Raw genomic sequence first — 22860 nt, forward strand, 5'->3', positions numbered from 1 at the left:
GGGGGAGGAGCGGGGTGTCGATCAGCTCAGGCGGCTGGCACCTACGTGGTCTGCACCGTCAGCGGCAATACGACCCAGTTGGGTGTGCGACGAACCGTTTTCAGCAACACGGTTAGCACCGACGCGATCAGCACCATCAGCAGCAACACGGTTTGCACCGACGCGATCAGCACCGTCGGCAGCAACACGGTTAGCACCGACGCGATCAGCACCGTCAGCAGCAACACGGTTTGCACCAACGCGATCAGCACCATCAGCAGCAACGCGATTGACGTTGGTGTGGGAAGCACCGTTTTCAGCCACGATCGGCGCGTTTGCAACTGGGCTTGAGTCAGCAGCGGGCAGGGCGAACGCGCTGGTTGCCAGTACAGAGAAGGCCATGCCAAGGATCAGTGTGTTGGTTTTCATGAGGGTTGCTCCAGTACGTTTGATGAGTGGGTAACTCGGTATGGAGCTGATGTTACTCGCCGCAAAATTAATCAGAACTCAATACGAGTGGTAGCGAACATCGTCGGCGTTGATAGTTGACCCGCGGGCGGCTCACCCCGCTGCCAGGGCTGTTGACCTCCACGTAGCCCGCTGGCAAAAGCTGGCAACAAAACATTGACGGGCGTCGCTCATGCCGCGACCTCCCATCCGCAGCGTGACTCATGGGTCACCTATGTCAAACGCTGGCGTCAAACTTTGCGCCGTCGTTTGTATCGGACATGAAATATTTCAACTGTCGATAACTCGGCCCACCCCCTACCGTGTAAAGGCCGCGAAACTTCGCTGCCGCCAAGGGCGTTTTCTCAATCAGGACGGGACGTTGGGCCATGGGATCAGTTCAGCGATTCACCACGCTAGACAGCTTCAGAGGCGTGTTTGCGCTGCTGGTGGTGTTCTATCACCTGCATGTCGTGGGCGCGTTCATCGAGCTGCCTTTTTTTCGCAGAGCGGAGATCCTGCTCAACTTCTTTTTTGTGCTCAGCGGTTTTGTCCTCGCCCACTCTTATGGCATGAAGGCGGGATTCGGCTTTAAGCGCTTTATCGTCTCCCGCGTGTTTCGTCTTTACCCGCTACACGTCGTGATGCTGCTGGTGTTCATCCTCTTTGAACTGGTGCGCTGGGCCGCCTACAAAAAGGGCTTCTCCCTGAACAACGTGCCGTTCACAGGGCTGTTCGACCCTTCAGAGATCCTGCCCAATCTGCTGCTGGTGCAAGCCTGGACCACGCTCACCGAAACCATGTCGTTTAACTACCCGTCCTGGAGCATCAGCATCGAGTTCTACATCTACATGCTGTTCGGCGCCTTGTGCCTGCTTTCGTTGAGAAGCCGCTTTCTGATGTTTGCCTGCGTGGCCGTCGTCGCGTTCACGATGATCTTCACCGAGAACGAACCGCTGGTCTGGCGCGCGATGCTAGGGCTGTCCTGCTTCTTTGCTGGCAACATCACGTACCTGGCTTACCTGCTGGTTCGCGACAGATTCGTGCCGGTGCGCTGGTTGATGACGGTGTTCGAAGTGGCGCTGACCTACGCCACATACTGGATGGTGATGAACGACTTCAGTGATCGCTCGCCCATCGCCAGTCTGACGTTCTGCGTACTGGTGCTGGTGTTCGCGTTCGAGGCCGGGCTGGTATCGACTTTCCTGAAAACCGCCGTATTCAGGCTGCTGGGCAAATTGTCGTACTCCATCTACATGACCCATGCCGCGCTGCTGTTTTGCCTGTCGACGGTGTTCATCGTGGCGCAGAAGCTCACCGGCCGCGATCTGTCGCCGATGATCAACGGCCAGCGTTTCATGGACACCGGGTCGGAGCTGGGCAACAACGCGCTGGTGGTCGCCGTGACGCTCGTGGCGATTGGCCTGGCTGCCCTGGCTCATAAGTACATCGAGCTGAAGGGCGTCGAGTTGGGCAAGTGGGTTACCGGAGCATCGAACGGCAAGGCGCCGGTCAAGCAGGGTATCGGCAGTGGCCTGAAGCCGCAGGTTGATCGCGCGGCGTGAGTCCCCTTTGGTTGCGCTGAGCCTTACTTGCGGCGCAACCAGTCCACCATCCCCAGCCCTGCCGCGCGGCCGCTGGCGAAGCAGGCGGTCAGCAGATAGCCGCCGGTGGGCGCTTCCCAGTCGAGCATCTCACCGGCGCAGAAGACGCCGGGCAGCGACGGGATCATCAGGTGCTCGTTCAGTGCTTCAAACGTCACCCCGCCCGCCGTGCTGATGGCTTCATCCAGCGGACGCGGCTTGATCAGCGTCAGCGGCAAGGCCTTGATCGCAAGCGCGAGCAGGGCCGGATCAGCGAATGTCGCAGCGGGGGTAAGCTCACGTAACAGCGCCGCTTTCACCCCGTCGAGGCCCAGCTGGCTGTGCAGATGCTTGGACATCGAGCGTGAACCGCGGGGTTTGCTCAGGGCCTTTTGTACTTCGGCGCTGGTTTTGCCGGGCAGCAGATCAATCTCGACCGTGGCCGAACCCGACTGATTGATCGCCTCACGGATCTGCGCGGACAAAGCGTAAACGAGGCTGCCCTCGACACCGTTCTGCGTAACCACGCATTCTCCCAGCCGCAGGGATTGCCCCTTCAGGCCCATCGCGATGTTCTTCAGCGGCGCGCCGGCGAATTTGCTGCGCAGCAGTTCGCTCCAGGCCGAGACCTCGAACCCGCAATTGGCGGCTTGCAGCGGCGTGACGTTGATCCCACGTTGCTCAAGCAGCGGTACCCACGCACCGTCCGAGCCCAAGCGCGACCAGCTGGCGCCGCCCAACGCCAGCAGCGTGGCGGCAGGGTTCAGGGCGACTTCACCTTCGGAACCGGCGATTCGCAACGTGTTGTCGGCATTCCACCCCAGCCACCGATGACGGGTGTGGATAACGACGCCGGACTCGCGCAGCCGCTTGAGCCAGGCGCGCAGCAGCGGCGCGGCTTTCATGTCAGTGGGAAACACGCGGCCCGAACTGCCAACGAACGTCTGGATGCCAAGGGTGTGAATCCACTCGCACAGCGCCTGTGCGCCGAAGCTGCGCAGCAAGGGCGCGATCACCGAGGCACGTTCAGCGTATCGCGAGAAGAAAGCGGGCGACGGCTCGGAGTGGGTGATGTTCATGCCGCCGACGCCGGCCAGCAGAAACTTGCGCCCGACCGAGGGCATGGCGTCGTAGAGGTCCACCTTGAAGCCCGCCTGACTCAGCACTTCGGCGGCCATCAGGCCGGCAGGGCCGCCGCCGATGATGGTGACTGTCTGGGTGCTTGAGGTGGCGGTTGACGTCATGGTTAAGCGGACACTGGTTGGGTGAGGGGCGCGCATTCTACGCGAGCTTCGTGAAACGCGGCCAGCCTGTGGAAAACTTATCGATCAAAAAACGTACAGTGCGCGCCGGACCCAGTGTTGTCAGGGGAATGTAGCCTTGCACTCAGGTTATCCACAGGCAGTTCCACAGAGGATGTGAGTAAGTCTGGGGAGCGATCACGCTGGCGAATGAGTTTCAGCGGTCATTCAAAGTCCGCGCTCCACCCATACCCGCTCGGCGCTGTGGTGCAGAATCCCGTGCCGCCGGGCGAGGGCTTCCCGGTCCTTGCTATAGCCACCGCCAATCACCCCCATCACCGGAATGTCCCGGCCCAGACAGTGGCGCATCACCGCTTCGTCACGGCGGGCAACCCCTGCATCGGTCAGCTGCAAATACCCCAACGCGTCGTCCTTGTGCACATCCACCCCGGCGTCGTACAGCACCAGATCGGGCTGGTACAGCGGGAGTAGGTAATTGAGCGTGTCGTCGACCACCTTCAGGTAATCGTCATCGCCCATGCCCATCGGCAGCGGAATGTCCCAGTCACTTTGGGCTTTGCGCGCCGGGAAGTTCTTTTCGCAATGCAGCGAGACCGTGATCGCGTCATCGGTGTGTTCGAGGATCCGTGCGGTGCCGTCGCCCTGGTGCACGTCGCAATCAAAAATCAGCACCCGGTCGACGCGCCCGCTTTGCAGCAGGTACTGACTGATGATCGCCAGGTCGTTGAAGATGCAAAACCCGGCCGGATAATCGAAGTGTGCATGGTGGGTGCCGCCGGCGAGGTGACAGGCCAGTCCGTGTTGCAGCGCGAGTTCCGCTGTCAGCAAAGAGCCACCTACCGCGCGTACCGTACGTCGGGCCAGATCCTCGGTCCAGGGCAGGCCAAGGCGACGTTGATCTTCCCGCGACAGAGCGCCTTCCATGTAGCGGCTGATGTAACCGGGGTCATGGGCCAGCGCTAGGATGTCCGTTGGGCAGACCTGCGGGCGAAACAATTGAGCATCTGTGGTCAGGCCGGTGTCGATAAGGTGGTCGCGCAGAAGCCGGAACTTGTCCATCGGGAAACGATGGTCGGGCGGAAAGTCCGGGCTGTAGTCTTCGTGATAAATGAGGGGCAGGGGCATGGTGGGCACGCGTCTGGTTCGAAGGGGAATCTTGCCAGTTCTGACGATCACCGCACAGCGATTTGCCTGTGCGGAGAGATCGCCAGTCGGCGGGCAATGTGAAAGGCGAGGCACAAGGGAGACGATCGATGGAGCCGATTCTTGAGCTCAACAGCGCACGCTTGTTGATGCGTCAATGGCGAGATGATGATTTGCCAGCCTTCGCGCAGATGTGCGCCGATCCACACGTAATGCGCTACTTTCCGCAGCCCTTGAGCCGCTTGGAGAGCGCCAAACTGATCGGCCGAGTGCGCGGGCATTTTGCCGAGTATGGCTTTGGGTTCTGGGCTCTGGAGCGCAAGGACACCGGGGAATTCATCGGCTTCACCGGCCTGGCCGTGGTGGGCTTCGAGGCAGGATTTACGCCTGCGGTGGAGATCGGCTGGCGCCTGGCCCGCGAGCATTGGGGCTTGGGTTATGCCAGCGAAGCTGCCTGGACCGTCCTCGGCTGCGGTTTCGAGCACCTGGATCTGGATGAAATCGTGGCGTTCGCGGCGGTCAACAATCTGCCCTCGCAGAAGGTCATGCAGGCCATCGGCATGCGCAACGATCCGGCTGACAACTTCGACCATCCGAAATTACCCAACGGCCATCCGCTCAGGCCCCATGTGCTGTATCGAATCAACCGGGCGGGCTGGCTGGCGACGCTGTGATTCGCTGCGGGAATCGGGCTACAAACCTCTGTATCATTTCGTCCCACTTCCATCTGCGCCGACATTCGGCGCCCATGGCCTGATTGATGTAACAACGGTCGGCGAGACGACCGTGTAAGGAACCCCGAATGAGTCACGTGCTGGATGATCTGGTGTCGCTGTTGAGCCTGGAGCCCATCGAAGAAAACCTCTTCCGCGGACGCAGCCAGGACCTTGGTTTTCGCCAGCTGTTTGGCGGTCAGGTGCTGGGCCAGTCGCTGTCGGCGGCGAGCAAAACGGTCGAAGACGCGCGCCATGTGCATTCGCTCCATGGTTATTTTTTGCGCCCCGGCGACGCGCACTTGCCCGTGGTGTATCAGGTGGACCGGGTCCGCGACGGCGGCAGTTTCAGCACGCGCCGGGTGACGGCCATTCAGAAAGGCCATCCGATTTTCACCTGCAGCGCCTCGTTTCAGTACGACGAAGAGGGCTTCGAACATCAGACCCAAATGCCGCACGTGGTCGGCCCGGAAAACCTGCCGTCCGAGCTTGAGCTGATGCGCCAGCGCGAGCAGCTGATTCCGGAGCACATGAAGGACAAACTGCTGTGCCCCAAGCCGATCGAGTTCAGGCCGGTGACCGAGTCCGACCCCTATAACCCGAAGCCTGCCGACCCGGTTAAATACATCTGGTTTCGCGCCGACGGCACGCTGCCCGACATCCCCGCCCTGCACCGCTACATGCTTGCCTACGCCTCGGACTTCAATCTCTTGACCACCTCGCTGCTGCCCCATGGCAAGACGGTTTGGCAAAAAGACATGCAGATTGCCAGCCTTGACCATTCGCTGTGGTTCCACGGTGAACTGCGCGCTGATGACTGGCTGCTATACGCCATGGACAGCCCATGGGCCGGTAATTCGCGCGGGTTCTCCCGGGGCAGCGTATTCAATCGCGAAGGCAGGCTTGTGGCCTCGGTCAGTCAGGAAGGTTTGATTCGCCATCGCAAGGATTGGTCATGAGCCTCAATCAAGTACGCCACTGGGTATTCGATATGGATGGCACGCTAACCGTGGCCGCCCATGATTTTCCAGCGATCAAGCGTGCGCTGGATATCCCTCAGGAGGATGACATCCTCGGGCATCTCGCGGCGTTGCCGACGGATGTTGCGGCGGCCAAACACGCCTGGCTGCTGGAGCACGAGCGCGCGTTGGCGATCGAATCCAAACCCGCGACAGGTGCTGTCGAGTTGGTGAGGGAGCTGGCAGGGCGGGGTTATCGTCTCGGCATTCTGACCCGTAACGCCCGCGAGCTTGCCCACGTGACGCTGAAGGCCATCGGCATCGCTGACTGCTTTGCGGTACACGATGTGCTCGGTCGTGACGAAGCTGCGCCGAAACCCGATCCGGGTGGCCTGCTCAAACTCGCCCAGGCGTGGGACGTGCAGCCTTCGGACATGGTGATGGTGGGTGACTATCAGTTCGACCTGGCCTGTGGTCGAGCGGCCGGCGCCCGGACGGTGCTGGTCAATCTCCCGGAAAACCCTTGGCCGGAACTGACTGACTGGCATGCAGCGGATTGCGTGGCGTTAAAGAAGATGATTGGCGCGAAGAGCTGATTCCACCCTTCTGGTAGGACCGGCTTCAGCCGGGAAGGCGTCTGGCGCTACACCGCCAAATTGATGGTGTGAAAACCGGCCTCTTCCCGGCTAAAGCCGGTCCTACATAATGCCGCGTCTAGACAGTGGGACCGGCGGCTGCGTTCATTTGTAGGACCGGCTTCAGCCGGGAAGGCGTCCTGCAATTCACCGCAAAATTGATGGTGTACGCGTTAGCCTCTTCCCGGCCGAAACCAGTCCTACCAAACGCGCGGATATCAATTCGCCTTGAACAACGCAGTCTGCCCTTCAGGCGAGGTGAAGATCGCGTCGCCGTTGTGGCCGACGTTTTTCACTTCCACCAACCGCTGATTCAAACCTTCCGGATGACGCTTGGTCAGGTAATCGAAATAGTTGCGACCCCGAGCCAGGCGCTGTGGCCCCTGCGCTTCGGCACCGCAATCCTTGTCCAGGGCCGGGTGCTCAGGATCGGTGTCCAGTTCGCCCAACAGATACGTAATGTCCCGCTTCACGTACGCGGCCTCAAGCTCGGCCGGTGTTTCCTTGCCGGCATAGGCAGGCAGCTTGTTCAGCCCGTACTTCCAGGTGTCGAAGGTCGGGCAGCTTGCCGCATCAACCGCCACGGGCCGGGTCGCGTCGAAATACGCGTACGAAGAGGGGTTGGCGATCACATAACGCAGCTTGATGCCTTCCTTCTTCAGCAACGCGTCTTCCTTGCCACCAATCATCGCGTAACGCTGCACCACCTGAGCACCGCCGGAATGGCCAGCGATGACGATCTCCTTCAGGTTGGGGAACAGCTTGCTGTCGCTCAGACGCTTGAGGATGTGATCGATAACCACGAAAGAGCTGACCGGCTTGGCCCCCAGTGACTTCTCGCCCGCCATCCAGTCATTGGCGTGCCAGCGCAGCACGGAATCGGGCAGACGGTGTGCTGCGATGTCTTTTTCGTCAAGAAACTGAGGGGCGATCAGCAGGGTTTTCGCGCGCTGCCGTGACTGGTTGGCGGCGCGTTCTACACTGCGCAGGTAGGTTTGCGCGTTGCGCAGCCGACCGTGAAACACAATGACTACCCGCTGGACCTGCGGACTGGGATGTACCCAATTCTGACTCAGACCGAGGGTGGCCTGGGTCGTCCCGTTGATCTGCAGCCGGTCGGGGCTGATGGACTTGACCGCTTGATCCGCTGCATGAGCATTGAGGCTCATCAGGGTGCCCAACAACAGGATCGAAAGCGGTTTCATCATGTGATCAGAGGCTCTTGGCGGCGAACGTGTCGCATTGGTTGATTTGTCCCTGGGCAAAACCTGTCTTGAACCAGCGCACCCGCTGGGCAGAGGTGCCGTGGGTAAACGAGTCCGGCACGACCCGGCCCTGACCCTGTTGCTGCAAGCGGTCGTCGCCAATGGCGTTGGCGGCGTTCAGCGCCTCTTCAATATCACCCGGCTCCAGCCAGTTCAAACGCTTTTGTGCGTTGTTGGCCCAAACGCCTGCCAGGCAGTCAGCTTGCAGCTCCTGACGCACCAGCAAACCGTTGTCGCCTTCCATTTTCATGCCACGCTGGCGGGCGGCGTCAACTTTAGCCGAAACCCCCAGCAAGGTCTGCACATGATGGCCGACTTCGTGAGCAATCACGTACGCCTGAGCGAAATCGCCCGCCGCTTTGAAGCGCTGGCTCATTTCACGGAAAAACTCCATGTCCAGGTACACGCGCTGGTCAGCCGGGCAGTAGAACGGGCCGCTCGCTGAAGACGCCGAGCCGCATGCCGACTGCACCCGTCCGCTGAACAGAATCAGCGTCGGCGCCTTGTACTGACTCCCCATTTGCTGGAACACCTGCTGCCACGTGTCCTCGGTGTCGCCCAGGACGGCGCGGACGAAATCGGCCTGCTCGTCATTGGCCGGTGGCGCCTGGCGCGTTTGCGGATTGACCGCTGCGGTCTGCTCCGAACCCATCTGGCCGGTGATCTCACCCAGAATCCGCATCGGGTCCTGCCCGGTCAGCAGACCGATCGCGACGATGATCACGATCCCGCCAAGCCCCAGCCCCTTGCCGCCAATGCGCATCCCGCCGCCACCGCCACCCCCGGTATCGCCGCGTGCGTCCACGACGTTGTCACTGCGACGTCCTTTTTTCCATAGCATGGGGGAATCCTCTTTTGGTCGTGTGGGAAGTGTAGACGGCGGGCGTGCGCCGTCTGGTCTGCTGGACTAAGAGAGGAGAGGAGGGGGAATAGTTCGCGAATCGGTTCTTCAGAGGTATTGCTCACCTGCAGAGCTGTTTGGTGGGGGGGGGCAGCTTGGAACCTTATTTGTGTTTTTCAACCTGCGGAGAAATAGCCCATGCCAAGGCAGCGCCCTTTGAGCGCGTTAATGAGGCGCGCGAAAATAGTAGAGCAGTCCGCTACTCACGCCGATGAGAATCATCGAGCCATAAATTATCCGCACTCCCCAAAGCAGTCGGCGAGGTAATTTGAGAAGCTTTTGCCTAGGAATGCGCTCCTGCCTCCAGAAGATTTCAGGTGCGACTACAACCAGCATTACGAACGTTTCTCTCATCCTGCGTCCAAAAATACTGTCTCCGCAGACCGCTCTGTTCAATGAAAACATCTCGATATCACATAGGTAGTCTTCGATCTTTTCTAGGTATATGTAGAAGAATATATGGGAGCCCACAATGTGGGCGGCGATCATCAGTAGCATGATGAATGAGAGCAGCCCGGTTGAGATGTTGTCACTCATGGCGTCCATTTCCCCCATGGCTAACTTATTTAGCTGGAAATAAATCATCATGATGAGATTGAGGGATATGCTTCCAAATACCGCCATCACCCACCAGACTTTCTCGGGCATAATTATTTTATTAGCCAGGCCAATGTAGCCAAGCACGTACAGTTAACGAAAAGCCAGCTGTAAATTCCCCAGATCCTCAATTTAAGTTGGAGAGGCACAGAGTGGTGAGCATTTTTTGTGATGTGGCCTCGCCGATACATCGCTTTGGGCAGCGTAATGACTGTAACTACCATGTTCAACCGCATTTGCCTGCCTATTAATCCTCCTTGCCAAAGGGCTTTGGTGTCACTGATGCACTTGCAGTTAGATAGTCGGTTTTCAAGATGGTTAATGTTTCGATAGGTGAACCATGCCATGACGAGGATATTGATCCATATTGATATTATTAAAGTCAGCCCGAGCAGGCCAGTAGTCGTAGTGTAAGTCATGTGTTTAACCTTAAGGCAAGTCACGACCGCTCAGAAATTTTTATTAAGCACGCCAGCGCCATTGAGACGATGAAGTTGGTAAGAAGCGCAATGTGGATTCCCCACATCCATCGTCTCAAAGGGCGGGGGATACTCCGGTGGGCATCTTTCTCGGCATGACCCCTGACGTACATGAGTCTTGGCATGGACATAACGATAAATACCATGCCGAGTCGCATAAGCCTTCCAATCATCCCTCCTGTCCATAAATTTCTCGTCTCGGTGATGCATTTACTCCCTGACAAGCGATGCTCGAGAAGGTCCAGGTGCTTGTACGCAAACCACAGCAAAAGCAGAAGGTTGGTCCATATAGAAATGGTTAGGATTAATCCTAGTAGCCCGTAAGATAATGCAGGCATCAGGTTCTCGACTCATTAGTAGCCTCGCTTTATTCCGAGGGATTCAGTTCTGTACTTGTCAGGTTGGCGCGGAACGTGACACCTTTATCAAGTAGGCCAACAGGGCCAGGCAGAACCCATTCAGAAAAAGCCAGATGTAAATTCTCCAGATCCACCTTTTCAGGCGAAGAGGAATACGTTGGTGAGCATCTTGAGTGGTATCGCCTCGCCGGTACATTGCGCCTGGAAAGGTGATTACCATCATCACCATATTAAATCTCATGTGCCTGCCGATTATTCCTCCCTGCCAAATCGCTCTGAAATCATTGATGCACCTGCAGTCAGATAGTAGGTGCTCAAGATATTCTATGTTTTTGTAGGTGAACCAAACCATTACGATGATATTTGTCCACATCGAAAATAATAAGATAAAACATGACGTGCCCAAAACGATGGAATGCATCACGGAATCCAGTCGTAGATTAACTCTCCGTGATATTTCCCGATGTTTTCACCGAGCAATCCCCCAGCGTATCCCCCTAGGGCGCTGGTTGCGATGCCGCACCCTAGCGCACCAACCCCTCCTGTGGCAGCTCCTATTAAAACGATGCAGATCGGGGCGAGTGTGAAAGCGCCTAACGAACCACCTACTATACCTCCAGCAACGCCATATACGAATTTTCCGCTTTCAGCATATTTTGCTCTTGTACACATTTCCGTCCGGCCTACCGAACAAGCCTCTTTTATCTCCAAGTAAGAGGACAATGTGTTCAGCCCAATCCCCACAGGTGTCCCCCACTTCAACAACTTCGCCACCTTGGCGATCCTCCCAACTCGCTCCGCATACCCCTGGATCTCACCTGTATGCAGATAACTCTTGGTCGACAACCCCAGCATCTTCTTCAGCGGGCCCTTTTTCCGTAGCCCGGTACCCCAGCGGGCAATGCCTTCCAGTTGCTTATCAAGCGTGGCAAACAGAGCTCGCCGCTGGTTGATGAACTCCTGCCGGGCAATGGGGGTTCCGCGCTCCAGCGACAATTTGTAAAGCCGCTCGATCTCTTCCAGAGTTTGCTTCACGCCCTCAAGGTGCTTGCCCCAACTCCCGGTGGCAGCGCCAATACCCAGCGATCCATAACTGAGCATGTTCTGCAGCAGGTCATAGTTCTCGATGAGCTGGCTGCCCGCGCCTTTCACCTGACGATGGACGTTACGCGCCAGGTTCATCAGCTCGGTTTCTTCGGCTGTGAGAGTGCCGTTTGAACCGTCGCTGACAATTACCAGTTGGCCCGGCATCACCACAACGTTTCGAATCTGCGCGTTCAGCACATCGAACTTCGCACCCCCGCCCACCCGGTTCTTGAGTGTGAAGTAGGTCTGTATGCGGTCATTGATAAACACATATGGCTTGGACATTCCCAGTCCTCAGCTAAAGCGCTTGTTGGCGATGCGGTCCCAGCCGCCAACTACATTGCCGGCTGCCGCGCCATCGCTGCGTTTCTGCTGGGTGTACAGAATGCGAACGCGGCCGAAGTTGATTTGCACGTGTTCCAGCAGCTCGCCGCTTTCACCGCTTTGGCTGAAGTCTGAAATGATCACTTCTTCGAGGCGCACTTCGTAGTACTTGAGTTTGTCGCCTCCCGCGCGGTACAGGCACAAGGTCAGGTCCTTGATGTGCGTGCCCGCGCAACTGGCCTCAAACAACGAAGCGCTGGATTTGTCCAGGCGCTTGCTGAAGCTGAAGTCGCTGAGGCTGGCCCGACCTGAGCCCGCGCCGCCGTTCGAGCTAGCGGTGGCCGATGTGCTTTGGCTGACGCCGAAATCGTAGGCCACTATCTCGATCCAGCGCTTGTTGCGCTCATCCAGCGACTCGCCATCGATCCCGTCCAGTTTGATGAATCCGTCAAATGCCATGCCGCGTGTCCTTACTGAGTTCAGATGCAGCAAGGATAGGGAGGGGGCTTTGGGCTTTGAAGCGCCAAGAGGGGGGGCAAAAGTACGATTCGGATCGGTCCTACGCTGGCGCCATTGGCCGTCCTACGGAACATTCCGTAGCGGGCGATATTCGTCGCAGTGATCGTGCAAAAGAGGCGGGGACGTGTTCGCAGTTGCGCGGCGCGCAGAGGGTACGCGCCAACAGAAAATACCCGTGAGGGCTTACATCAAACCCGCGCAGTCTGCTTCTCGGTGGTCTCGACCGGCGAGGCGTCGGCGAAGTGGTTGACCTGGCGCAGGGCCTTGAAGCCGACCATCCAGGCGCCCACAACACCCAGTGTGCACAGCCCGCCAATGATCGCGGCGGGCACGGCGCCCCACAGTGCTGCGCTGCTGCCGGCGCGGAATTCGCCCAGTTCGTTGGACGAGCCGATGAACAGCATATTCACCGCGTTGACCCGCCCGCGCATGTCGTCCGGCGTAGAGAACTGCACCAGCGTGGAGCGGATGTAGACGCTGACCATGTCCGCCGCACCGGCGATCATCAAGGCCATCAGCGACAGCCAGAACAGCGTCGACAGCGCGAACACCAGATTGGCGACGCCGAACACCGCGACGGCGATGAACATGACCAGGCCGACGTGTCGATCAAAAGGCCGGAAGCTCAGGTACAGCCCGGTGCCGACCTCGCCCAGGCTCATCGCACTGCGCAGCGCACCCAGGCCTTGCGGCCCCAGGTGCAGCACTTCGTGGGCATAAATCGGCAGCAGCGCCACGACGCCACCGAGCAGCACGGCGAACAGGTCGAGGGAAATGGTGCCGAGGATGATCGGCCGCGAGCGGATGAACGCAATGCCTGCGGTAAAGCGCTTCCAGGCCGTGGACTCGAGGATCTGCTTTTTGCCGGCGTAGAGCACCGGCACTCGGATCAACAACAGCACACCGGCGATGAAACTGGCCATGCACACCGAGTAGGTCAGCCCACCGTCGCCTGCCGCATACAGGCCGCCGCCGACCAGAGGCCCGGCGATGGTAGCGATGCGCATGATCATGCTGTTCGTCGCAATGGCCGACGCGAGTTTTTCACGCGGGACGACTTGTGGCAGGAGGCTCTGCAACGCAGGCCCGGTAAAGGCGCGGGCGCAGCCGAACAGGGCGAGGGTGGCGTAAATCAGCCGTGTATCCTGATGGTGTGTCACCGAAAACAGCATCAGCATCAGGCTGCACACCGCTTGCACCGACCAACTGATGGTCAGGATCATCTTGCGATCATAGCGGTCGATCAGGTCGCCGGCCGGCATCAACAGCAGCAACATGGGAATGAACTGCGCCAGACCCACATAGGCCAGGGAGATCGGGCTGCGGGTCATGTCGTAGACCTGCCAGGCGACAACCACTGCCTGAATCTGCATGGCAAAGACGGCAGCGAGGCGCGCGGTCAGGAAGGCAAAAAAGCCGGGTAGTCGCAGGGCGCTTTTAGCGGATTCAGAGGGCGGGGCGGGCGATTCGGAACTCAAGGCAAGGCATCCATCGAAGCGAAAGACGGCCGAGAGTTATACACCGGTCTGGCGCCGTTCGCCGCTAGCTGTCAGGAATTTAATGATGGATGGCGCCGGATATGCTGCGTGTGCATGGAGATTAGTTGAAACGTCTGGAGGTCTGTTCCCGGCTGAAGCCGGTCCTACTGATGATAGTAGGACCGGCTTTTTAGCGGGGAAGGGTTGATGCCGCGCCGTCACCGACGAACCAACAAAACCCCTGACTCCATGTGATGGGTGTACGGAAACTGATCAAACAGCGCGCAGCGATCGACCCGGTGGGTGTCGTGCAGCTGTGCGATATTCGCGGCCAGGGTTTCCGGGTTGCATGAGATGTACAGGATGCGTTCGAAACGCCGCGTTAGCTCGCAGGTGTCCGGGTCCATGCCGGCGCGGGGTGGGTCGACGAACACGCTGCCGAAGTCGTAGCTCTTCAGGTCGACACCGGCCAGACGACGGAACGGGCGCACCTCATTCAGGGCTTCAGTCAGCTCTTCAGCCGACAGGCGCACCAGCGACACGTTATCCACAGCGTTGTCCGCCAGGTTGCTCAGTGCAGCATTGACCGACGTCTTGCTGATCTCGGTCGCCAGCACCTTGCGCACGCGGGTCGCCAACGGCAGCGTGAAGTTGCCGTTGCCGCAATACAGCTCCAGCAAATCATCATCGCGGTCGCCCAGCGCGTCATACGCCCAGCTCAGCATTTTCTGGTTCACCGTGCCGTTAGGCTGGGTGAACGCGCCCTCCGGCTGGCGATAGCTGAAGGTCCGGCCAGCGACGTCCAACCGCTCGGTCACATAATCGCGACCGATCACCAGACGCTGCCCCTTCGAACGACCAATCACGCTGACATTCAGGTCGGCGGCCAATTGCTCGGCCTCGACTTGCCAGGCGTCGTCCAGCGGGCGGTGATAGCACAGGGTGATCATGCCGTCACCGGCCAGCGTGGTCAGAAAGTCCACCTGAAACAGCTTGTGATTGAGCGTCTTGCTGGCTTCCCAACGCTCCCGCAGCACCGGCATCAGCGTGTTGATCTGCTGGCTGGCGATGGGGAAATCGTTGATCAGAATCGGCGTGTGCTTGTCGCCCGGCGCGAACATGGCGTAGTGACGCTTGCCGTCGTCGCGCCACAGGCGAAACTCGGCGCGCAGGCGGTAATGCTCACGCGGCGAGTCGAAGACCTGAGGCTCGGGCGCCTCGAAAGGCGCCAGCAACTCGCGCAGGCGCGCGGCCTTCTCATCGAGCTGAACGCTGTAGTTTGCAGGGTCGAACGTAGAACTCATGGATAAAAGCCCAGCTTGATCACGAACAGAATCGACAGCACCACCAGCGCCGAATTCAGCTCGCGGCCCCGACCCGACAACAGCTTGATCACGGTCCAGGAAATGAAGCCAAAGGCGATGCCGTTGGCGATCGAATAGGTGAATGGCATCGCCAGCGCGGTAATGACGACCGGCGCCGCTTCAGTGATGTCATCCCAGTTGATTTCGGCAAGGCCCGAGGTCATCAGCACGGCCACGAACAGCAGGGCAGGGGCGGTGGCGAATGCCGGAACGCTGCCGGCCAGCGGTGCGAAAAACAGCGCCAAAAGAAACAGCACGGCAACCACAATGGCCGTCAGACCGGTTCGCCCACCAGCACTCACGCCCGCAGCCGATTCGATGTAACTGGTGGTGGTCGACGTGCCCAGCAGAGAGCCAGCCATCGCGGCGGTGCTGTCGGCGATCAGCGCACGGCCCATCTTCGGCATGTGGCCGTCCTTGCCCATCAGGCCCGCACGCTTGGCAACGCCGATCAAGGTGCCGGAGTTGTCGAACAGATCAACAAACAGGAAAGAGAAAATCACGCTGACCAGACCGATGTTCAGTGCGCCGGGAATGTCCAGCTGCAGGAAGGTCGGCGCCAGCGAAGGCGGCATCGACACCACGCCGCCAAAGGGCGAGAAGCCCATGGCAATAGAGACGATGGTGACGGCCAGAATGCCGATCAGCACGGCGCCGCGCACTTTCAGCGCTTCGAGCGCCACGATCAGCGCGAAGCCCAGGGCGGCGAGGATCGGTGCCGGTTTGGCCAGATCGCCCAGGCCGACCATAGTGGCCGGGTTGGTCACCACGATTTCAGCGTTGTGCAGCGCAATCAGCGCCAGGAACAGGCCGATACCGGCAGCGATGGCCGAGCGTAACGGCAGCGGGATGCTGTTGATGATCCATTCGCGGATGCGGAAGATCGACAGCAGGAAAAACATCACGGCCGAAATGAACACTGCGCCCAGCGCCACTTGCCAGGTGTGGCCCATGTGCAGCACGACGGTGTAGGTGAAGAAGGCGTTCAGGCCCATGCCCGGCGCGAGGGCGATCGGGTAGTTGGCGATCAGGCCCATGACGGTTGAGCCGATGGCGGCAGCCAGACAGGTGGCGACGAAGATCGCGCCCTTGTCCATGCCGGTCTCGCCAAGGATGCTCGGGTTCACGAACAGGATGTAGGCCATGGCCAGAAAGGTCGTGACCCCGGCCAGAATTTCGGTGCGCACATTGGTGTTATGTGCCCTGAGTTGAAACAACCGCTCCAGCATTTAAGGCTCCCCGGTGACGCTCCGCGTCATTTATGTAGTCGACTGAAACAGCAAAGCACAGCTCACCGAAACGGCTTGCACAAATTCTGCCAGTTGCAAAAAGCCGCGCATCATACCAGCAGCTCCGGGCGATGGGGCCGGGCGCTTGTCGTCGGATTGCAAATGTCTGGATCGGCTTGCCCCGTGGGGGCGCGCCAACTGCGGCAAAACGCCCGTCACAAACCCTGAACGTTTCCGAAACCGCACAAGTCGTACCCCTTAAGACGCAGATCACTGCGCTGATCGAGTACCTACCGTGAGGCTTCCCATGAGTGCAACCAATGAACAGGCGTTCGCAGGGCATTCCATCGCTCTGACGTTGAATGGCCAGACCCGACAAGTGGACGTACAGCCCTGGACCACCCTGCTGGATCTGCTGCGCGAGCAGTTGGATCTGGTCGGCACCAAAAAAGGCTGCGACCACGGCCAATGCGGTGCATGCACCGTGCTGCGCGACGGCAAACGCATCAATGCGTGCCTGACCCTGGCGATCATGTGTGACGGCGCCGAGCTGACCACGATCGAAGGGCTCGCCAGCGGCGACACGCTGCACCCGATGCAGCAAGCGTTCATCAAGCATGATGCGTTTCAGTGCGGCTACTGCACGCCCGGGCAGATCTGCTCGGCGGTGGGCCTGGCCAACGAAGGCCGCGCCAGCACCGATGACGAAGTTAAAGAACTGATGAGCGGCAACCTCTGCCGTTGCGGCGCCTACAGCAATATCCGCGCGGCGGTGGTGGAAGTCTTGCCATCGATGAATGCTGCACCGGATCAGGGAGGGCGCGGCCAATGAATCCCTTCAGCTACAGCAAGCCATCGGACATCGCTCAGGCGGTCAATCTCGCAGGGCCTGCCAGCCGTTTCATTGCCGGCGGTACGAACCTGCTGGATTTGATGAAAGAAAACGTCGCTCGCCCTGAGCACCTCATCGACATTACCGGGCTGCCGCTCAAGGACGTCCGCGCCACTGACAGCGGTGGCGTGATGATTGGCGCGTTGGTGAGCAACGCTGATTTGGCGTGGCACCCGTTGATCGAACGTGATTACCCATTGTTGTCCCAAGCCATTCTGGCGGGCGCATCGCCGCAGTTGCGCAACATGGCGAGCACCGGAGGCAACCTGTTGCAGCGCACCCGCTGCTACTACTTCTACGACTCTACCGTGCCGTGCAACAAGCGCGAGCCTGGCACCGGCTGCCCGGCAAAAGAGGGCCTGAACCGCATCCATGCGATTCTCGGTGCCAGCGATGCCTGTGTCGCGACGCACCCCTCGGACATGTGTGTCGCGCTGGCTGCGCTGGAAGCTCGCGTCCATGTTCAGGGGCGTGCCGGTGCCCGGGTCATCGAGTTTGCTGATTTCCACCGACTGCCCGGCGATGCGCCGCAGCGCGACAACCAGCTCGCCGACGATGAGCTGATCACCGCCGTCGAACTGCCTGCGCCACGTTTCCAGCAGCACAGCCACTACCTGAAAATCCGTGACCGAGCGTCTTACGCCTTTGCCCTGATCTCGGTAGCTGCTGCCGTTGAGCTCGATGGCGACGTCATTCGTGATGTGCGCATCGCCCTCGGTGGTGTTGCCCACAAGCCTTGGCGTGACACGGCCGTGGAGCAGTCGCTCAAGGGTCAGCCGGTCTCGCGGGAAAACTTCGTTGCTGCTGCCGACGCGATGCTGCGCGACGCTCAGCCGCTGGCGCACAACGCTTTCAAGATCAAGCTGGCGCGCCGCGCGATCGTTCGCGCCTTGAGCGACGCCACCTTGGGAGGAACTGTTTAATGAACGCGAACACACCAATCCCGGGAAGCTCCGCGCTGGGCCAACCGATGGATCGCGTCGATGGACGCCTGAAAGTCACCGGCCAGGCCCGCTACGCTGGCGAGTACCCGGAGGCAGGCCTGCTGCACGCCAGCGTTGTCTCCAGCAGCATCGCCTCAGGCCGCGTCGTGCGCATCGATGCCTCACAAGCGCTGGCGGTGCCCGGCGTGGTGGCGGTCATCGACCACACCAACCGTCCGCATATCGCCAGTTATGACGAGGATTATCAGGACGCGGATTCTGCTGAAGGCTCGCCGTTCCGTCCGCTCTACAACGACCGCGTGCTCTACAGCGGTCAGCCGCTGGCATTGGTGGTGGCTGACACCCTTGAACTGGCGCGGCACGCCGGCTCCCTGGTGCGTATCGAGTATGAAACCGAGTCGCACCAGACCGACCTCAGCGTCGGCCAGAGCGACGCCCACACTGCGCCGGCGGAAACACCAAAGCCGCGCGGGGATTTTCCAGGCGCCTTCGCCCAGTCAGCGGTCACTGTCGACACTCACTACAGCACCCCCAACGAGCACCACAACCCGATGGAGCCCCACGCCTCCACGGTGTTTTACAAGGCCGACGGCAGCCTGGAGATCCACGATAAAACCCAGGGCACGCAGAACTGCCAGGATTATCTGCACAGCGTGTTTGGCCTGGACAAGGAGAAGATCCGCGTCCTCGCCGCCTTGGTCGGTGGCGCGTTCGGCTCCGGCCTGCGCCCGCAATACCAGCTGCCTCTTGCCGTCATGGCAGCGCTGAAGCTCCAGCGTTCGGTACGTCTGACGCTGACCCGCCAGCAGATGTTCACCTTCGGCTACCGTCCACAGACGCTGCAGCACATGCGCCTGGGTGCTTCCAAAGACGGCAAGCTGACGGCGATTGCCCACGACGCCATCGGCCAGACCTCGCGTTTCGAAGACTTTGCCGAGCACGTCGTTGAATGGAGCGGCATGCTCTATCAATGCGACAACGTGCAGTTGAGCTACAAGCTGGCGCCGCTGGACGTGTACACACCGCTGGACATGCGTGCTCCGGGCGCCGCCTCCGGCATGGTCGCGCTGGAATGTGCGATGGACGAGCTGGCAATTGCCGCCGGCGTCGATCCCGTGCAGCTGCGGATCGTCAACTTCGCCGACAGCAACGGCAACGAAGGCAAGCCGTACTCCAGCAAAGAACTGCTGGCCTGTTATGAGCAGGGCGCCGAGCGCTTCGGCTGGAGCAAGCGCAATCCTGAACCACGCAGCATGCGCCAGGGCCGGCAACTGGTGGGCTGGGGCATGGCCGGCGGTGTGTGGGAAGCCATGCAAATGCCGGCCAGCGCCAAAGCCAGTATCGACAGCAGCGGCAAGATCACTGTCAGCAGCGCCACCACTGACATCGGCACCGGTACTTACACGGTCATGACCCAGATCGCCGCCGAGGCCGCTGGCGTAAATCCGGAAGACGTCACGTTCGTGCTGGGTGATTCGTCGCTGCCGACGTCGCCGTTGCAGGGCGGCTCGTTCACCGTGTCGTCCGTGGGCACCGCGGTGCAGCAGGCCTGCCGCGCATTGCGCGCCAAGTTGCTCGACGCCGTGCGCATGGCGCATCCGCAATACGCGGTGGTGGACATGGCTGATGTCAGTTATGGCGACGGTTATCTGCTCATCGATGATCAGCGTTTTGCGTACGCCGACATCGTCCGCGAATCGTCCCACGACACGCTGGAGGTGCAGATCGACGCCAAGCCTGACGACAAGCGCGAAGGTTATTCAACGGCGACCCATTCGGCGGTATTCGTCGAAGTGCTGGTGGACGAAGACCTGGGCACTATTCGTGTGAATCGCGTCGTGGATGCTGTTGCGGCGGGCCGTGTGGTCAATCCGAAAACGGCGCGCAGCCAGATTCTCGGCGGCGTGGTCTGGGGGATTGGGCAGGCGTTGCAGGAAGAGAGCCAGACGGACCACACCCTCGGGCGCTTCATGAACCACAGCCTGGCGGAGTACCACATCCCGGTGAACGCCGATATCGGCGAGATCGACGTGCTGTTCGTGGAAGAGAACGACAGCATCGTCAACGACCTGGGTTCCAAGGGTGTGGGCGAGATCGGCATCGTCGGCGTGGCCTCTGCCATCGCCAATGCCATCTACCACGCCACGGGCAAGCGCGTTCGGGAATTCCCGATTACGCTGGATAAGGTGCTTTAACCCGCGCCGTACCTGATCGTTCCCACGCCCTGCGTGGGAACGCCTCCCCGGACGCTGCGTGTACCTAATGATGCAGAGCGTCATGAACTGCATTACCACGCGGAGCGTGGGAACGATCATCTGCTGAACCCTTCCTCATTCAATGTCGCCCCAGTGCAAGCACAGGTCGCGCTGGTGCGCTTGATGCTCAGGCCTGCTGCGTACTTTGCATCAACGCGGCAGCCACCGAATTGCCGTGGGTCTTCAAGCCTTGAAAAACTGCCGAAAAGAGCTGAATAAAATAACGCGCTGACCCGAGGAGCATCCATGAACTCATTTATTCGTCATATCAGTTGCGCTGCGTTGATGCTGAGCAGCGGCGTCCTGCTGGCTGCGGAACCTGCCAAGTGCCAGAACGTGCGCATGGGCGTGGTCAACTGGACTGACGTCGTTGCCACCAGCGCAGTCGCCGAAGTGCTGTTGCAAAACATGGGATACGAGGTCAAACAGACCAGCGCCGCCCAGCAAATCGTCTTTGGCGGTCTGCGTGACGATCGGCTCGACGTGTTCATGGGTTACTGGAAACCGGCCATGGACAAGAACATCGCGCCCTTTGTGGCAGCCAACCAGGTCAAGGTGCTCGACGTGCCCAGCATGAGTGACGCCCAGGCGACGCTCGCGGTGCCGGATTATGTGGCGTCGGGCGGGCTGAAAACCTTCGGCGATATTGCCAAATTCAAGGACAAACTCGGTGGCAAGATCTACGGCATCGAGCCTGGCACCGGTGCCAACGCCAACATCAAGGGCATGATCGAGAAAAACCAGTTCGGGCTCGGCGGCTTCCAGTTGGTCGAGTCCGGCGAGGCGGGCATGCTCGCGGCGGTGCAGCGTGCGATCAAGCGTAATGAATGGGTGGTATTCGTCGGCTGGACCCCGCACCCGATGAACATCAACATGAAGATCGCCTACCTGACCGGCAGTGAAGACGTGTTCGGCCCGAGTGAAGGCGCGGCGACCGTTTCCGTGGTGACAGCCCCGGATTACGCATCTCGATGCCCGAACGTCAGCAAATTGATGAGCAACCTGAAGTTCACCGCCGCTCAGGAAAGCCAGATGATGGTGCCGATCATGGACCGCAAGGCGCCGAACGACGTTGCTCGCCAGTGGCTCAAAGATCATCCTGAAGACATGAAGCGCTGGCTGGATGGCGTGACGACCTTCGATGGCAAAGATGCAACGGCCGCCGTGCAAGTGGCGGTGAACAAATAAGCAAGCGGGCCTGGCCAAGGGCTCGGGCTGGAGTAGCCAATGCCTACGTCTTACCCGCTGTCCTCCGAGATGTTGGCGTTTGTGACCAAAACGCTGAGTTTCAGCAGCGCCTCCGAGGACATCGACGAGCAGCGTCGCGCGTATTCGCGGATGAGTGAAGCGTTCACGCCCACCCGTCCGGCGCACCTTGATGTACGGGATTTCGCCCTCGGCGGCGTGGCGGTGCGTAGTTACCGGCCTCAGCGGCTATCCCTCGAACATCCGGCGCCGTGTGTCATGTACATCCACGGCGGCGGCTGGGTCGTTGGCGATCTCGATTCCCATGACTTCCTGACCGCAGCATTGGCGGCCGACCTCAATGCCGTGGTGGTCGCCGTGAATTACCGACTGGCGCCCGAACACCCCTTTCCAGCCGGCTTCGGCGACTGTCTGGCGGTCTGGCACGCCCTGCAGATCCAGGCGCAACGGCTGGACATCGACCCGCACCGCATCGCCATCGCCGGGGACAGCGCCGGTGGCAATCTCGCTGCGGCCGTGTGTCTGGCGCTGCGCGATGCCGGTGAGCGTCAGCCGGTCGGGCAGGCGCTGATTTACCCGGAACTGGGCGGGGCCAGTGATCTGCCTTCCCGGCGTGAATGTGCCGACGCACCGCTTCTTTCTGCCGATGAGCTCGGGTATTACCGGCAGCTGTACATGATGGCGGACGAACAGTCGGCGTATGCCCGGCCACTCAACGCCGGGGAGTTCCACAATCTGGCGCCTGCGTTCATCGCCGTCGCGCAGTTCGACCCGTTACGCGATGACGGCGTCTGCTACGAGCGCGCGCTGCGTGAAGCGGGCGTGCGCACTGAGTTCGAGCCCGGCCTCGGGCTGCTTCACGGCAGTCTCAGGGCTAAAGGCCAGGTACCAGAAGTGGATGCGCTTTATCAGCGACTGGTGTCTGCGCTGTTGGGCTTTATTCGCGATCCTTTGTAGGGCGGTGTATGCCATCGTTGTAAGTGCCGTGCTGCAACTCCGCGCTCTCTGTTCTGCTTCCCGCCTACTGCACCGGCCTGAAAGGTGAGTCAACTCGCCACGCGACAAAAGACCACGCAGAGCAAGTGCCGAAATGGGACTACTCTTTCCACGTCAGCTGACCTGGATCAATGCTCTGGCCTGTATTGATCGAACTGGCCCCCTGACGCATCCCCCCGGTCGCCGACCTGAGCACGAATCAAAGAGAACAAACGCCATACCTCGTACTCAATACACCGTGGGGG

20 protein-coding genes are annotated in these 22860 nt (G+C 60.0%); 9 read left to right on the plus strand and 11 right to left on the minus strand.

What is annotated here, in order from left to right; translation table 11 throughout:
- Window positions 1-21: 21 nt before the first annotated feature.
- Window positions 22-408 (minus strand): hypothetical protein, encoded by a 387-nt coding sequence (locus AC0Z8Z_RS12065; protein WP_485619238.1) that lies wholly within the window; start codon window positions 406-408, stop codon window positions 22-24.
- Window positions 409-815: 407 nt separating this feature from the next.
- On the opposite strand from AC0Z8Z_RS12065, the gene AC0Z8Z_RS12070 reads away from it, so the two are divergent.
- Window positions 816-1991: an acyltransferase family protein gene (locus AC0Z8Z_RS12070; RefSeq protein WP_485619239.1), complete on the plus strand. Its 1176-nt coding sequence runs from the start codon at window positions 816-818 to the stop codon at window positions 1989-1991.
- 23 nt (window positions 1992-2014) lie between these two features.
- Here the strand turns inward: AC0Z8Z_RS12070 and AC0Z8Z_RS12075 are convergent, their stop codons facing one another.
- Window positions 2015-3253, minus strand: coding sequence for a TIGR03862 family flavoprotein (locus AC0Z8Z_RS12075; RefSeq protein WP_485619240.1), 1239 nt, complete (start codon window positions 3251-3253; stop codon window positions 2015-2017).
- A gap of 225 nt (window positions 3254-3478) precedes the next feature.
- Window positions 3479-4396: a histone deacetylase family protein gene (locus AC0Z8Z_RS12080; RefSeq protein ID WP_485619241.1), complete on the minus strand. Its 918-nt coding sequence runs from the start codon at window positions 4394-4396 to the stop codon at window positions 3479-3481.
- Between the two features lie 128 nt (window positions 4397-4524).
- Here AC0Z8Z_RS12080 and AC0Z8Z_RS12085 point away from each other — a divergent pair, with 128 nt between their 5' ends.
- The 3 genes from AC0Z8Z_RS12085 to AC0Z8Z_RS12095 all read left to right on the plus strand — a co-directional run bounded on the left by AC0Z8Z_RS12085 (window position 4525) and on the right by AC0Z8Z_RS12095 (window position 6682).
- Window positions 4525-5088, plus strand: coding sequence for a GNAT family N-acetyltransferase (locus AC0Z8Z_RS12085; RefSeq protein WP_272632598.1), 564 nt, complete (start codon window positions 4525-4527; stop codon window positions 5086-5088).
- Window positions 5089-5216: 128 nt separating this feature from the next.
- Window positions 5217-6086 carry an acyl-CoA thioesterase II gene (gene tesB / locus AC0Z8Z_RS12090; protein ID WP_205484762.1) on the plus strand — a complete coding sequence of 290 codons (870 nt, stop codon included), beginning with the start codon at window positions 5217-5219 and terminating at the stop codon, window positions 6084-6086.
- Window positions 6083-6682: an HAD family hydrolase gene (locus AC0Z8Z_RS12095; RefSeq protein WP_485619242.1), complete on the plus strand. Its 600-nt coding sequence runs from the start codon at window positions 6083-6085 to the stop codon at window positions 6680-6682. Before tesB ends, AC0Z8Z_RS12095 begins: the two co-directional genes overlap by 4 nt.
- Before the next feature lie 257 nt (window positions 6683-6939).
- On the opposite strand, the gene AC0Z8Z_RS12100 is transcribed toward AC0Z8Z_RS12095, so the two are convergent.
- The 8 genes from AC0Z8Z_RS12100 to AC0Z8Z_RS12135 all read right to left on the minus strand — a co-directional run bounded on the left by AC0Z8Z_RS12100 (window position 6940) and on the right by AC0Z8Z_RS12135 (window position 16322).
- Window positions 6940-7929 carry an alpha/beta hydrolase gene (locus AC0Z8Z_RS12100; RefSeq protein ID WP_122622816.1) on the minus strand — a complete coding sequence of 330 codons (990 nt, stop codon included), beginning with the start codon at window positions 7927-7929 and terminating at the stop codon, window positions 6940-6942.
- 4 nt (window positions 7930-7933) lie between these two features.
- Window positions 7934-8827, minus strand: coding sequence for a KPN_02809 family neutral zinc metallopeptidase (ypfJ, locus tag AC0Z8Z_RS12105; protein WP_485619243.1), 894 nt, complete (start codon window positions 8825-8827; stop codon window positions 7934-7936).
- Window positions 8828-9052: 225 nt separating this feature from the next.
- Window positions 9053-9535: a hypothetical protein gene (locus tag AC0Z8Z_RS12110; RefSeq protein ID WP_485619244.1), complete on the minus strand. Its 483-nt coding sequence runs from the start codon at window positions 9533-9535 to the stop codon at window positions 9053-9055.
- Between the two features lie 1207 nt (window positions 9536-10742).
- A complete protein-coding gene (locus AC0Z8Z_RS12115; protein ID WP_485619245.1) occupies window positions 10743-11693 on the minus strand; it encodes a hypothetical protein in 951 nt (316 codons plus the stop codon).
- Between the two features lie 9 nt (window positions 11694-11702).
- Window positions 11703-12191, minus strand: coding sequence for an Hcp family type VI secretion system effector (locus tag AC0Z8Z_RS12120; protein WP_485619246.1), 489 nt, complete (start codon window positions 12189-12191; stop codon window positions 11703-11705).
- Between the two features lie 248 nt (window positions 12192-12439).
- Window positions 12440-13729 carry an MFS transporter gene (locus AC0Z8Z_RS12125; protein WP_485619247.1) on the minus strand — a complete coding sequence of 430 codons (1290 nt, stop codon included), beginning with the start codon at window positions 13727-13729 and terminating at the stop codon, window positions 12440-12442.
- Window positions 13730-13947: 218 nt separating this feature from the next.
- Window positions 13948-15033, minus strand: coding sequence for a tRNA (uridine(54)-C5)-methyltransferase TrmA (gene trmA / locus AC0Z8Z_RS12130; protein ID WP_485619248.1), 1086 nt, complete (start codon window positions 15031-15033; stop codon window positions 13948-13950).
- Complete coding sequence (locus AC0Z8Z_RS12135) at window positions 15030-16322, minus strand: NCS2 family permease (RefSeq protein ID WP_485619249.1); 1293 nt, start codon at window positions 16320-16322, stop codon at window positions 15030-15032. The genes trmA and AC0Z8Z_RS12135 overlap by 4 nt, the downstream gene beginning before the upstream one ends.
- Window positions 16323-16629: 307 nt before the next feature.
- Here AC0Z8Z_RS12135 and AC0Z8Z_RS12140 point away from each other — a divergent pair, with 307 nt between their 5' ends.
- The 5 genes from AC0Z8Z_RS12140 to AC0Z8Z_RS12160 all read left to right on the plus strand — a co-directional run bounded on the left by AC0Z8Z_RS12140 (window position 16630) and on the right by AC0Z8Z_RS12160 (window position 22576).
- Window positions 16630-17154 carry a (2Fe-2S)-binding protein gene (locus AC0Z8Z_RS12140; protein ID WP_485619250.1) on the plus strand — a complete coding sequence of 175 codons (525 nt, stop codon included), beginning with the start codon at window positions 16630-16632 and terminating at the stop codon, window positions 17152-17154.
- Window positions 17151-18137 carry an FAD binding domain-containing protein gene (locus tag AC0Z8Z_RS12145; RefSeq protein WP_485619251.1) on the plus strand — a complete coding sequence of 329 codons (987 nt, stop codon included), beginning with the start codon at window positions 17151-17153 and terminating at the stop codon, window positions 18135-18137. The genes AC0Z8Z_RS12140 and AC0Z8Z_RS12145 overlap by 4 nt, the downstream gene beginning before the upstream one ends.
- A gap of 47 nt (window positions 18138-18184) precedes the next feature.
- The gene (locus AC0Z8Z_RS12150; RefSeq protein WP_485619284.1) at window positions 18185-20353 is read left to right on the plus strand and encodes a xanthine dehydrogenase family protein molybdopterin-binding subunit; all 2169 of its coding nucleotides are present in this window, start codon (window positions 18185-18187) and stop codon (window positions 20351-20353) included.
- Window positions 20354-20659: 306 nt separating this feature from the next.
- Complete coding sequence (choX, locus tag AC0Z8Z_RS12155; RefSeq protein ID WP_485619252.1) at window positions 20660-21601, plus strand: choline ABC transporter substrate-binding protein; 942 nt, start codon at window positions 20660-20662, stop codon at window positions 21599-21601.
- A gap of 39 nt (window positions 21602-21640) precedes the next feature.
- Complete coding sequence (locus AC0Z8Z_RS12160; RefSeq protein WP_485619253.1) at window positions 21641-22576, plus strand: alpha/beta hydrolase; 936 nt, start codon at window positions 21641-21643, stop codon at window positions 22574-22576.
- Window positions 22577-22860: the final 284 nt, after the last annotated feature.

Source organism: Pseudomonas sp. 1L-C-7-B-C1 (genome assembly GCF_057291635.1).